The sequence below is a fragment of the Corynebacterium segmentosum genome (assembly GCF_900637825.1).
In the GTDB taxonomy this organism is placed as follows: Bacteria; Actinomycetota; Actinomycetes; order Mycobacteriales; family Mycobacteriaceae; genus Corynebacterium; species Corynebacterium accolens.
Genome location: NZ_LR134408.1, coordinates 2,012,467 through 2,024,064, shown reverse-complemented (window position 1 = coordinate 2,024,064; position 11,598 = coordinate 2,012,467). Strand labels below are relative to the sequence as shown.

Sequence of the window (11,598 nt, the reverse complement as noted above, 5' to 3'; positions counted from 1 at the left end):
AGCCGGGGGAATATCTCTGTCCGGCGGTATGGCGGTACAGCGGCCCGATGGTTCTGTGGCGCAGCGTCGTGCACGGGGGTATTGCTAGAATGACCCGTTATGGGACTTCAATATCGTTCGCGCAAAAAGACCGGCAAGAATAGCTGGATAAACATTTCCGGATCCGGTGCCTCCATGTCCACGAAGATTGGGCCGGTGACCTTTAATTCCCGCGGTGGCATGTGGGTCAACCTCCCCGGCGGGCTCAACTTCCGCGGCCGCTGGCGGTAGCGAGTCGCTGCGCTTTAACGCTGACAGGCCCGCCGGGCGGTTAAACCGGCAGGTGGTTAGTCCGGCAAGTGGAAGAGGCCGGCGGGGTTTTGCTCGGCGAGGCCATCGTCAAGCAGCGAAGCCAACGCGCGGGAACGCTGCGCGGCATCGGGCCAGACCACGTCGATTGCGGACTGCGGCACCGGGTGATCGGCGGCGCGCAGCACGTCTAGGATCTTGCCGCGTACCTGTCTATCGGTCCCGGCAAATTTTTGCACGCGCTTTTTGGCGCGGGATTGTTCCGCGGCGGAAGGCTCGGGGCACCCGGCGAGCTGCCAGGCGCAGGTCGCGCGCAAGGGACAACGCTTGCAATCGGGATTTTTCGCAGTACACACCAGCGCGCCGAGTTCCATGAGCGCGGCAGAAAACCGGGGCCCGTTGCGCTCGGGCAACAGCGCGGCCACAGCGGCGAGCTCGCGTTTGGAGGGCGGCGGGGCGAGGAAATTGCCGTCCTCGGCGCGGGCATAGACACGGCGCACGTTGGTATCGACCACCGGCACGTTCTGGCCAAAGTGAAAGCACGCCACGGCGCGGGCGGTGTAGTCGCCAATTCCAGGCAGCGCCAGCAGCTCATCCACATCTGACGGAACCTCGTCCATTACCCCCGCGCACTCCCAGAGCCGCAGCGCGCGCCGCGGGTAGCCGAGCTTGCCCCACGCGCGCAACACCTCGGCGCGGGAGGCTTTGGCGAAGTCCGCGGGGGTGGGCCAGCGCCGCATCCATTCCTCCCACACGGGGGCGACGCGCGCGACGGGGGTCTGCTGGCTCATGACCTCGGAAAGCAACACTCCCCAGGCGGAGGTGCCGGGGCGCCGCCAGGGCAAATCGCGTTCATTGGCATCAAACCAGGAAAGAAGTGCGTGCGTATCCATCGTGAACGACAGTCTAGGGCATTAAAATATAGTTCATGCCATTAAGTAACGTTGCCCACGAGCCGCAGGCAGTCTGGGAGGCCCTCCAAGCCGGAAACCAGCGTGTCATTGACGGCACCATCATGGATCTCAACAAGATTTATGAGCGCGAGGGGCTCACCAAGGGCCAGGATCCCCGCGTGGTGGTCCTGGCTTGCTCGGATTCCCGCGCGCCCATCGAGCACATCTTCAATATCGGCTTTGGCGATGCCTTCGTCATCCGCACCGCCGGCCACATCCTCGACGCCTCCGTGTTGGCTTCCTTGGATTATGCGCTCGACCACCTGCACCCCAACCTGTTGGTGGTCCTGGGCCACCAGTCCTGCGGTGCGGTGGCGGCCGCGGTGGATTTTGTCCGCGGCGGCGAGCTGCCCATCGGCCTGCAGCGACCCATCATCGAGAAGGTCGCGACGTCCGCGTGGACTGCGGGGCCTGATGCCACGCTTGCCGATGTCGAGCGCCAACACACCCTCCAAACCGTCACCCAGGTCGTGGCCAGCATCCCTAATGTGCGCAAGCAGCTTGACGATGGCTCCTTCGGCATCGTCGGCGCCCGCTACCTCCTCGAGGACTCGCGCGTGGAGCCATTGTACTCTTACGGCGTTGAGTTGACACGCGGAGCGCGCTTAGCGGATCCTGGCGCTTCTACCACTTAAAATTGAGTGCGTGAACCAGAATAAGCCCCTTCCAGAAGAGATCTATAAGCGCCGCCGGGTTGCCGCGCTTATCATCGTGATCGTCCTGGCCGTGGTGCTAATCTGGGCGGCGGTGGCCGCCTTCGGCGGCGAAAGCGACGATTCCGTTGCCGCGTCCTCAGAGTCTTCGGCGGCAACCACGTCCGCAGAAACCACCAGCGAATCCTCCACCACGTCCGCGGATTCGACGAGCGAATCCGAGTCCGAGTCCGAATCCGATTCTGCCTCGGAGTCGGAAGCCAAGGATGGGGCATCGGAAAGCAAGGAGCCCGAGGAATCCGTGCACGCCGCGAAGGACACCTGCTCGCTTGAGGATTTGGAGGTGCGCACCTCCATGCTTAACTACTCCGTGCCGGACGGCGAACTGCCGAAGTTCTTCATGACCGTCACCAACCCCACCGCCGCGGATTGCAAGATCGACTTGGACGAGAACTCGCTGCGCTTCGAGGTTTACAAGATGGCCGATAACCAGCGCGTCTGGTCCGATACCGATTGCTACGCCTCCGTGCAGACCGGCGAGCAGACCTTCCCCGCGGGCAAGGACCTGAAATTCGAGGCCGAATGGTCCCGCCAGGCGTCCGAGCCGGGCAAGTGCACCGACCGCCCGACCGCCGAGCCAGGCGCCTACTTCGCCCACACGGTCATCGGCGATAATTCCTCCCCGCCGCAGGACTTCACCCTCCGCTAAGCGCGCGGCCTCCTTGCAGTCAGCCGCCCGGAACCAACCCGCTCGGAAGCAGCCCGCGCGTGAGCAGGTCGCGCGTTATCTACTCGGGCGGAACCTACTCGGGCGGAACCTACTCGGGCGGGAGCAGACCACGCGGAACCAGTTCGGGCGGAAATAGCCCGCGCGGAAGCAGGCAGCGCGGAAGTTTGCGCTGCTGGAGCGCCCGCCCCTCGTCACCAGCCGGGCTAGAACCCGCCACCGGTTACGATTGAACTACGGCTGGACCGCGGCGAGGGCCTCGCCAAGCGTCGCGACTTGGCGCACCTGCATCCCGTCCACGGGGTTGATTTCCCCGCACGGAACAATCGCCCGCTTGTATCCCAGCCGCGCCGCCTCCTGCAGGCGCCGCTCAACATTGGGCACCGGCCGCAGCTCGCCGGCCAAGCCCACCTCGCCGATGACCACGGTCTTCGCCGGCAGCGGCTGCTCGTGCAGCGAGGACCACGTGGCCAGCGCCACCGCGAGGTCGGTGGCGGTTTCGGTAATCCGCATCCCGCCCACCGTGGCCACATACGCATCCTTATCGTTCGTGCGCTGGCCGGCGCGCGCCTGCAACACGGCCAGCACCATGGGCACGCGGTTGGCATCGAGCCCCGTGACCACGCGCCGCGGGTTCTTCGCCACGGGGTCGACGGTCAGCGCCTGGACCTCGGCAAGGATGGGCCGCACGCCGTCCATGGCGACGGTCACCGCGGAGCCATCCGGCGTCGTACCCCGGTGGGAAAGGAAGAGCCCCGACGGGTCCGCGACCTCCCGAATACCCCCGGCGGTTTGCTCGAAACAGCCCACCTCATCGGTCGCGCCGAAGCGATTTTTCATCCCGCGCAGCATGCGCAGGCTGGACTGGCGGTCGCCCTCGAAGTTTAAGACGACATCGACAAGATGCTCCAAAACCCGCGGTCCCGCCACGTTTCCGTCCTTGGTCACGTGCCCCACCAGCAGCACGGGGATGCCGGTGGATTTCGCAAGCGAGGTCAGCGCCGCGGTCACGGCGCGCGATTGCGCGACGCCGCCGGGCACGCCTTCTACCCCCACTGCGTGCATGGTCTGCACGGAGTCCACGATGATGAGGCCGGGCTTTACGGCATCGACGTGCCCAAAGACAGCGTCCAGGTTGGATTCGGCCGCGAGGTACAGCGATTCCTGCAGCGCCCCGGTGCGCTCGGCGCGGGCGCGGACCTGGCCGGCGGATTCCTCGGCGGTGGCGTAGAGGACGGTGCGGCCGAGCTGCGCCCAGCGGGAGGCGACCTCGAGAAGCAGCGTGGATTTGCCCACGCCGGGCTCGCCGGCCATGAGCACCACCGAGCCCGGCACGATGCCGGAGCCCAGCACGCGGTCGAGCTCGCCGATACCCGTGCGCACCGTCTTCGTCGCCTGCGCGCCCACCTGCGTGATGGGCTGCACCGGGCTCGCAGGCGCTACGCTCGCATGCCCCCCGCTTGCCGATGCCCCCGCCACCACCGGTGCCTTTTCCTCCATCGTCCCCCACGAACCGCAATCGGGACAGCGCCCGAGCCACTTGGGGGAGACATAACCGCATTCAGAGCAGGTGTGGACGGGGCGAGATTTTTTGGCCATGGTGTAGAGCCTAGAACGTGGCGGGAAAAACAACGAACGCGCCCGTGCTCCGCAGAGCAGGGCGCGCGTGCGGTGGGGGCTTTTAGTGGTGCGAGTCACCGGTATTCGCGTCGGTGGTGTAGCCCTCTGGGGATTCCACATCGCGGTCGTACTTACCGGACTCCATCTGGGAGGCAGCGACGGTGGCGTCGATCTCGATGGTGCCATTCGAGAACTCGAAGGTAACCGGGCGGTGGCCTGCGTAGCCGAAGTCATCGTTATCCAGGTGGGTGGCCACGTACTGCACGGTCTCGGAATCGTGCTCCGGGCTAGCATCCAGGTTCTCCTGGGAATCCGCCACGATGGAGTGATCGCGCTGCAGCGGCTGGGTCTGCTTCATCTCGACGGTCTGGCCGTCCACCTTCACGGACTTCAAGGTGATGACATCGGTTTCATAGCCCTGGTTGACAGCGTTGAACTTCAACGCGGCGCCACCGTCTGGCTCGGCCAGGATGGTGACATCGCGGACGGCAATCTTATCGTCATCGGTGCTGGCAGAAGCACCATCAACCGCAGCTACCTTCTCTGCCGTCTGGGCGACGTGACCTGCCGAGCACGAAGCCAGCGCCAAAGCGGAGACGGCGGTAACGGAAATAATGGCACCGCGGCGGGCGGCGGACTTCAGGGACTGCACGTTGAGCATCCTCCATCAATTGCGATCTCAGGGCTTATCAAATCTTTAGCCTAGTCCCTTTCGATATAAAGTACACAGTTTCTCGCTAAGCTAGCGGGTAGTCCGTGGGGGTAATCGGGGGCATCCGGTGGTAGGCATGGCGCGCGTGATAAAATGGCGGCCTTAGTTATCGGCATATTCACGGGATTATAAGGAGTGGCAATGGAATATAAGGTCGGCGAGGTCGTCGTCTACCCGCACCACGGCGCGGCGGTCATCGAGGATATCGAAACCCGCGAAATGGGCGGCGAAGAGCTGGAATACCTCGTGCTGCACATTAACCAATCCGATCTCGTCGTCCGCGTGCCCAAGAAGAATGCGGATAACGTCGGCGTGCGCGATGTCGTGGGCAAGGAGGGCCTGGAAAAGGTCTTCTCCGTGCTGCGCGATGAGGACGTGGAAGAAGCCGGCAACTGGTCCCGCCGCTACAAGGCCAACCAGGAGCGCCTAGCCTCCGGCGATATCAACAAGGTCGCAGAGGTGGTGCGCGATCTGTGGCGCCGCGACCAGGACCGCGGCCTGTCCGCCGGCGAGAAGCGCATGCTGGGCAAGGCCCGCACCATCTTGGTGGGCGAGCTGGCGCTGGCGCAGCCTGTCGATGATAAAAAAGCCGATACCATGATGGAAGAAATCGACGCCACCATCGAGCGCCACCGCGCCGCAGGCCTAGTCGATGACCAGTCCATCACCACCGATATCGACAACGACATCGATCTCGATGACCTCTCCTTCGACGACGAAGACTAAACCCCGCGTTATCGCCTTAATCGCCGCGGCCGGGCAAGGCACCCGCCTCGGCGCGGAGGTGCCCAAGGCCTACGTCGATCTGCACGGCCGCACCCTGCTGGAGCGATCCATACGCACCATGGCCAACTCCGGACTCGTGGACGAGGTCATTGCGGTGGTGAGCCCGGCTATGGAGGGGGAAGCTGGGGGCATCGTCAAGCGCGTGGGCGCAGATATCCCGGTGCGCCTCGTGCATGGGCGCGGCGAGCGCGCCGATTCCATTTGGGCCGGCCTGCAGGCAATTCCGGACGAGGATGCTGTGGTGCTCATCCATGATGCCGCCCGTGCGCTTACGCCCACCGCGATGGTCGAGCGGGTGGCGCGGCGCGTTCTTGCCGGTGCGCCCGCCGTTGTGCCGGTGGTTCCCGTGACCGATACCATCAAGGAAGTCGCCGGTAACGCCGTGGTGGGCACCCCCGATCGCGCCCGCCTGCGCGCCGTGCAGACCCCGCAGGGTTTCCGCCTCGCCGCGCTGCGCCAGGCCAACCTGGATTATTGGCGCGAGCAGCCGAATTTCACCGCCACGGACGATGCCAGCCTGATGGAATGGCACGGCCAGCGCGTGGAGACCGTGCCGGGCGATATCCTCGCCTTCAAAATCACCACCCCCACGGACCTGACCCTGGCCCACGCCCTTGCAGAGGAGCAGCATGACTGAGCCCATCATCCCCCGCGTCGGCATCGCGACCGACGCCCACCAGATCGAAGCCGGCAAGCCCTGCTGGATTGCCGGGCTGCTTTTCGATGACGCCCCCGGCTGCGAAGGCCACTCCGACGGCGACGTCGTAGCCCACGCGCTTGTCGATGCCCTCCTCTCCGCCTCCCACCTCGGCGATCTCGGCTCCTTCGTAGGCGTGGGTCGGCCCGAATACGATGGCGTGTCCGGCGCCCAGCTCCTGCGCGAGTGCCGCGAGCTGCTGGAATCGGAAGGTTTTATCATCGGCAATGCCGCCGCCCAGCTCATCGGACAGACGCCGAAGATGGGCCCGCGCCGCGAGGAGGCTGAGGCCGTGCTTTCGGAAATCCTCGGCGCCGATGTGTCCATTTCCGCCACCACGACCGACCATTTGGGCTTTACCGGCCGCAAAGAGGGCCGCGCGGCGGTGGCAACGGCCGTTGTCTGGCGGCGCCAACACTAACCCCGCACACGGGTGATTTAGACTGGGTGGCGTGAGTACTTTGCGCATTTTTGACACAGCCACCCGCAGCCAACGCGACTTCGAGCCGATTCGCCCCGGCCACGCCTCCATCTACTTGTGTGGCGCCACCCCGCAGGCGCAGCCGCACATCGGCCACCTGCGGTCCGGCGTGGCTTTCGATATCCTGCGCCGCTGGCTGCTCGCACAAGGCTATGATGTCGCGCTCGTGCGCAATGTCACCGATATCGATGACAAGATCCTCACCAAGGCCGCCGAGAATAATCGCCCTTGGTGGGAGTGGGTGTCCACCTACGAGCGCGAGTTCACCAAGGCCTATAACCTGCTCGGCGTGCTCCCGCCGTCCGTGGAGCCGCGCGCGACGGGTTTTGTCACCCAGATGGTCGAGTACATGCAGCGGCTTATCGATGCCGGCTTTGCCTACCCCGTTCCCGCCCCCGATGGCGCGGCCGGATCCGTGTACTTTGACGTCGAGGCCTGGACCAAGGCGGAAGGATCCGACTACGGCGCGCTTTCTGGCAATCGCGTCGAGGAGATGGAACAGGGCGAGTCAGATAACGCGGGTAAGCGCAGCCCGCTCGACTTCGCCCTGTGGAAGGCCGCCAAGCCAGGCGAGCCTAGCTGGCCCACCCCGTGGGGCCGCGGCCGCCCGGGCTGGCACCTCGAGTGCTCCGCCATGTCGACGTACTACCTGGGTTCCAATTTCGATATCCACTGCGGCGGCTTGGACCTGCAATTCCCGCACCACGAAAACGAGATCGCGCAATCGCACGCGGCCGGCGATAAGTTTGCCAATTACTGGATGCACAACCACTGGGTGACCATGGCTGGCGAGAAGATGTCGAAATCGCTCGGCAACGTGCTTTCCATCTCGAATATGCTAGAGCTCGTGCGCCCAGTGGAGCTGCGCTACTACCTGGGTTCTGCGCATTACCGCTCCGTACTGGAATACTCCGAATCCGCCCTGACGGAGGCGGCGGCGGGCTACCGGCGTATTGAGGGCTTCGTCAAGCGCTTTGCAGGCGTCGAGCGCGGCGACTGGACGCCGGACTTCGAGGACGCCATGAACGACGATATCGCCGTGCCCAAGGCGCTGGCTGCCATCCACACCACCGTGCGCGCGGGTAATAAGGACCTGGCCGCCGGGGACGAGGACGCCGCCCGCGCGAAGGCCGCCCAGGTGCGCGGGATGGCGCACGTACTTGGATTTGACCCGCTGGAGTGGGAAGATGGAGGCGAAGCTAGCGGGGCAGACGCGGCGCTTGATGCGCTGGTCCAGGCAGAACTGGAACGGCGCACGCAGGCCCGCGCGGAAAAAGACTTCGCTACTGCCGATGCCGTGCGTGACCGCCTTACCGCCGCCGGCATCACCATTACCGATACCCCAGACGGCCCCACGTGGTCGTTGACCCAGCGCTAGAAAGCTTTACGCCGTTATTTCCGCTGGTTATTGAACGGTTTCCTCGAAAGGACTGAAACGATGGCACGAACCCATGGCCGCGGTGGCGCGGGCATCCGCAAGACGAATAAGAAGGGCGCTACCAAAGGCTCCGGCGGCCAGCGCCGCAAGGGCCTAGAAGGAAAGGGCCCCACCCCAAAGGCCGAGGACCGCGTCTACCACGCTAAGCACAAGGCGAAGCTGGAGCGCGAGCGCCGCAACTCTGGGCGCCACCAAAAAGAAACCGCAGAGATGGTGGTGGGCCGCAACCCGGTCATCGAGTGTTTGCACGCCAAGGTGCCGGCCACCACGCTCTACATCGCTGCCGGAACGCGCAACGATAAGCGGCTTTCTGAGGCCGTGTCCATGTGCAATACCCGCAATATCCCCATCATCGAGGTTCAGCGCCACGAGATGGACCGCATGACGGGAAATGGCATGCACCAGGGCATCGGCTTGCAGATCCCGCCGTACAAGTACGCCGCGGTGGAGGATTTGATTGCCAACGCCGCCGAGAACCCGCGCCCCGGCATGTTCGTCATCCTGGATAACATCACCGATCCGCGCAACCTGGGTGCCGTGATCCGTTCCGTGGCCGCTTTCGGCGGCGATGGCGTGATCATCCCGGAGCGCCGTTCGGCTTCTGTCACCGCGGTCGCGTGGCGCACCTCGGCAGGCACCGCTGCCCGCTTGCCGGTCGCCCGCGCAACGAATATCACCCGCACCGTGAAGGAATTCCAGAAAAACGGCTACCAGGTCGTCGGCCTCGATGCCGGCGGCGATCACACGCTGGATACCTATGAAGGCGGCACGGATCCCGTGGTCATCGTCATCGGCTCCGAGGGCAAGGGCATTTCGCGCTTGGTCAGCGAGACCTGCGATGTCCTCATGTCCATTCCCATGACCGGGTGGGTCGAATCCCTCAACGCCTCCGTCGCCGCGGGTTCGGTCCTATCCGAGTTCGCGCGCCAACGCCGCGTCGCCGAAAAATAACCCATTCCTGCCGCGCCAGGTCGCCGCGACGGATAAGCGCCACCCACGTTCGGTGCTGGCAAAGTCGAGCGCGCAGAATCGCCTCCCCAGCCGCCGGTGCGGTTGGTGGCGCAGCTAGCGTCAAAGGCGCGCTGGATCCTTTGCGGGGCACAACGTTCTGGGGGCGAATCGTTGTGACCTGCAACAATTAACCATTATCTGCCCAGGGTGGCAGCCATCGGATGGTTCCGTTGACCCGGGCTAAGTGCCCGCGCAGGGGCGGGGCGTTGGGATCATCGTCGTTCACGCCATTGTGGTACGGACAAGCGATGGTTAAGTTTCGAGAGTTGGTCTCTCCACCGTTTTTCCAGGCATTGAGGTGGTGAACCTGGCATTCATCGGCGGGGTAGCGGCACTCCGGCCATGGGCAGACCGGGTTTTCGGCCGCTGCCATCAGGCGTTGCTTTGCAGAAGCAAAGCGCGAGGTGCGGTAGAGGTTTACCGGACCTTCCACTGGGTGGATGAGCGTGACGTAACCGTGCTCGGTAAACGCCCGTCGCACCAGCTCGGCGCCGGTCATCGTGGCGCCATTGGTCAGCTGGACTACGACATCGCCGTCAGAGTCAGAATCATGGGTAGAGTCAGGGCCAGCGGCGGCGTTGGAGGCGGAACCGGCGCTGGGCTTCGAGTTTGTGCCGGCTGATGAGCCGGCGCGGGTGTTGGAGCTCGAGCCGGGCTGAGGGCTAGTGCTAGAGCCAGGCTTGTGGTCAGTGGCAGACTTGGAGCCAGCGGCGGGCTTGGGGCCGGAGCCGAAATCGACGATGCGATCGAGCTCGTCGAAGCGAAGCACGACATTGGTTGTCACGCTGGGGCGGGCGGCGGCCTCGCCGTGGAAGATATTCTGCACGGAAGCAAGCGGGGCGTCCTTATCAATCGCGGCGTGCATATCGGCGATATCGGCGGACGGGCCGGTAATGGACATGGTCCACGGGCCGTCGGCGCGGCGATAAATCTTCACGCCGGGCTGGCGCTTGACGGGCCCCTTGAGCTCCTTGACGCGGGCGCGGCCCCGCTTATCGATATCCGAGACCTTCCCCTTCATCCCACACAATTCGCGCCGCAGCGCCCAGGCATCGCGCTTCTTCTTCAGCTTGGCGGCGTGGCGCTCGATGGTGAGCAGGGCCGTCAGGCTGTGCCCGTTGGCGCGGCTGGCGGCGATGGATTCGCGTTGTTGGCGGCGGAAGGCGGTGGTGCCGAATTAGGTCTCGGCAAGCGTGAGCAGGCGGGTGGCGGTGGTATCGGGGCACCCGGCCGCAAGCAGCGCGCGCAGCGAGAGGCCGTGGCAGTCGGCGATGATATCCATGCCGGGTGCCAGGCCCTTGAGAAATGTATGCAGCGCGTTCATGCCCCAGAGATTAAAGAGCCCCGCAAGCCCGCGCTAGCCGATGCCCCACCTTCCTGTGGACAACTACCCTCAAGCGTCACCTAAGCCGAAGAAATCGCGGACTTTATCCACAGCATTGAAGGAATCCGTATTTGGCCCTATGCTCAGAGGCGTTTCTTTGCTAGAGGGAATCACGTGCCCGAGGCCTTCCATGGTCCACAGTTCCACGGGAAAGTCGCCGTCGTAGTAGGTGGAGGTTATCCCGGGGATGGGCTGGCTTTCGCTGGGCGGGCGGCAGCCATTGGCCAGCGCGAAGTGCTCCGCGGTGGCGGGAGCAGAAAGCACGCACCCGCGGGTTTGCTGCCCATCGATGGCGGCAAGCCCGCCGTAATAGGGCGCAATCGGATCTTCGGTGCCGTGGATAAACAGCAGCGGGGTAGGCCGGTAGCCATCGGGGTGGGTGGGCGCATGATTGGAACCCTCGCCCAGCGTGGAGGCGAAGACGCAGGCGCCGGTGAGGGTAAAGGGGGCATCGTAAAGCAGGCGCAGCACCATCTGCCCGCCATTGGAATAGCCGGCGGCGAAGGTGCGCGCGGTGGCGTACTCGCGCTGCATGGTCTCGATGAGGAAGGTGCTAAAGGCAACGTCATCCACCCCGAGCTCGCGGGCGCGGACCGGCAGGTTGGCGCGGGTGTCGTTGAAGTGGTGGTCGATGCCGTCGGGGTAGACGATGAGGGTATTGGTGGCATCGGCAAGCGCGTCCACCGTGCCGTTGGTAAAGCGGCGGATGACGTTGGCGGACTGGTGGGAGCCGTGGAAAAACAGCAGCAGATCCGGCTGAGGCCCGAGGTTCTCGGGCTCGATGACGATGAAGCGGCGGGTGTGGCCATCCACATCCGCGGTGCGACGATGAATATGCATGCACGCCG

14 protein-coding genes are annotated in these 11,598 nt (G+C 64.7%); 8 read left to right on the top strand and 6 right to left on the bottom strand.

Annotated elements, in window-relative coordinates:
* Nucleotides 1–99: 99 nt before the first annotated feature.
* Nucleotides 100–270 carry a DUF4236 domain-containing protein gene (locus tag EL217_RS09655; protein WP_081443674.1) on the top strand — a complete coding sequence of 57 codons (171 nt, stop codon included), beginning with the start codon at nucleotides 100–102 and terminating at the stop codon, nucleotides 268–270.
* 56 nt (nucleotides 271–326) lie between these two features.
* Here EL217_RS09655 and EL217_RS09650 read toward each other — a convergent pair whose 3' ends face one another.
* Nucleotides 327–1,181: an A/G-specific adenine glycosylase gene (locus EL217_RS09650; RefSeq protein ID WP_126319789.1), complete on the bottom strand. Its 855-nt coding sequence runs from the start codon at nucleotides 1,179–1,181 to the stop codon at nucleotides 327–329.
* Between the two features lie 35 nt (nucleotides 1,182–1,216).
* Between EL217_RS09650 and EL217_RS09645 the strand changes: the two genes are divergently transcribed.
* The gene (locus EL217_RS09645; RefSeq protein WP_023017962.1) at nucleotides 1,217–1,876 is read left to right on the top strand and encodes a carbonic anhydrase; all 660 of its coding nucleotides are present in this window, start codon (nucleotides 1,217–1,219) and stop codon (nucleotides 1,874–1,876) included.
* 10 nt (nucleotides 1,877–1,886) lie between these two features.
* The gene (locus tag EL217_RS09640) at nucleotides 1,887–2,603 is read left to right on the top strand and encodes a hypothetical protein (protein ID WP_023017961.1); all 717 of its coding nucleotides are present in this window, start codon (nucleotides 1,887–1,889) and stop codon (nucleotides 2,601–2,603) included.
* Nucleotides 2,604–2,855: 252 nt separating this feature from the next.
* On the opposite strand, the gene radA is transcribed toward EL217_RS09640, so the two are convergent.
* Together radA and EL217_RS09630 are read right to left on the bottom strand one after the other, a co-directional pair.
* Nucleotides 2,856–4,220, bottom strand: coding sequence for a DNA repair protein RadA (gene radA / locus EL217_RS09635; protein ID WP_039885819.1), 1,365 nt, complete (start codon nucleotides 4,218–4,220; stop codon nucleotides 2,856–2,858).
* Nucleotides 4,221–4,302: 82 nt separating this feature from the next.
* Complete coding sequence (locus tag EL217_RS09630; protein WP_005284763.1) at nucleotides 4,303–4,902, bottom strand: hypothetical protein; 600 nt, start codon at nucleotides 4,900–4,902, stop codon at nucleotides 4,303–4,305.
* A 192-nt stretch (nucleotides 4,903–5,094) separates the two neighbouring features.
* Here EL217_RS09630 and EL217_RS09625 point away from each other — a divergent pair, with 192 nt between their 5' ends.
* Genes EL217_RS09625 through rlmB form a run of 5 tightly spaced genes read left to right on the top strand, consistent with a single transcriptional unit; the run spans nucleotide 5,095 to nucleotide 9,306 of the window.
* The gene (locus EL217_RS09625) at nucleotides 5,095–5,679 is read left to right on the top strand and encodes a CarD family transcriptional regulator (RefSeq protein WP_005279544.1); all 585 of its coding nucleotides are present in this window, start codon (nucleotides 5,095–5,097) and stop codon (nucleotides 5,677–5,679) included.
* Entirely contained in the window at nucleotides 5,651–6,376 is a 726-nt protein-coding gene (gene ispD, locus EL217_RS09620) for a 2-C-methyl-D-erythritol 4-phosphate cytidylyltransferase (protein ID WP_126319787.1), read from the top strand. Before EL217_RS09625 ends, ispD begins: the two co-directional genes overlap by 29 nt.
* Complete coding sequence (ispF, locus tag EL217_RS09615) at nucleotides 6,369–6,857, top strand: 2-C-methyl-D-erythritol 2,4-cyclodiphosphate synthase (protein ID WP_126319785.1); 489 nt, start codon at nucleotides 6,369–6,371, stop codon at nucleotides 6,855–6,857. The genes ispD and ispF overlap by 8 nt, the downstream gene beginning before the upstream one ends.
* 31 nt (nucleotides 6,858–6,888) lie before the next feature.
* Entirely contained in the window at nucleotides 6,889–8,295 is a 1,407-nt protein-coding gene (gene cysS / locus EL217_RS09610; protein ID WP_005279550.1) for a cysteine--tRNA ligase, read from the top strand.
* A 60-nt stretch (nucleotides 8,296–8,355) separates the two neighbouring features.
* Complete coding sequence (rlmB, locus tag EL217_RS09605) at nucleotides 8,356–9,306, top strand: 23S rRNA (guanosine(2251)-2'-O)-methyltransferase RlmB (RefSeq protein ID WP_023029223.1); 951 nt, start codon at nucleotides 8,356–8,358, stop codon at nucleotides 9,304–9,306.
* A 187-nt stretch (nucleotides 9,307–9,493) separates the two neighbouring features.
* Here the strand turns inward: rlmB and EL217_RS09600 are convergent, their stop codons facing one another.
* The 3 genes from EL217_RS09600 to EL217_RS09595 form a co-directional block, all read right to left on the bottom strand.
* A complete protein-coding gene (locus EL217_RS09600; RefSeq protein WP_232018268.1) occupies nucleotides 9,494–10,387 on the bottom strand; it encodes an HNH endonuclease signature motif containing protein in 894 nt (297 codons plus the stop codon).
* Nucleotides 10,388–10,543: 156 nt separating this feature from the next.
* A complete protein-coding gene (locus tag EL217_RS11365) occupies nucleotides 10,544–10,690 on the bottom strand; it encodes a hypothetical protein (RefSeq protein ID WP_232018266.1) in 147 nt (48 codons plus the stop codon).
* Nucleotides 10,691–10,759: 69 nt separating this feature from the next.
* Nucleotides 10,760–11,590, bottom strand: a complete 831-nt coding sequence (locus tag EL217_RS09595; protein WP_126319783.1) for an alpha/beta hydrolase family esterase — start codon at nucleotides 11,588–11,590, stop codon at nucleotides 10,760–10,762.
* Nucleotides 11,591–11,598 lie beyond the last annotated feature (8 nt).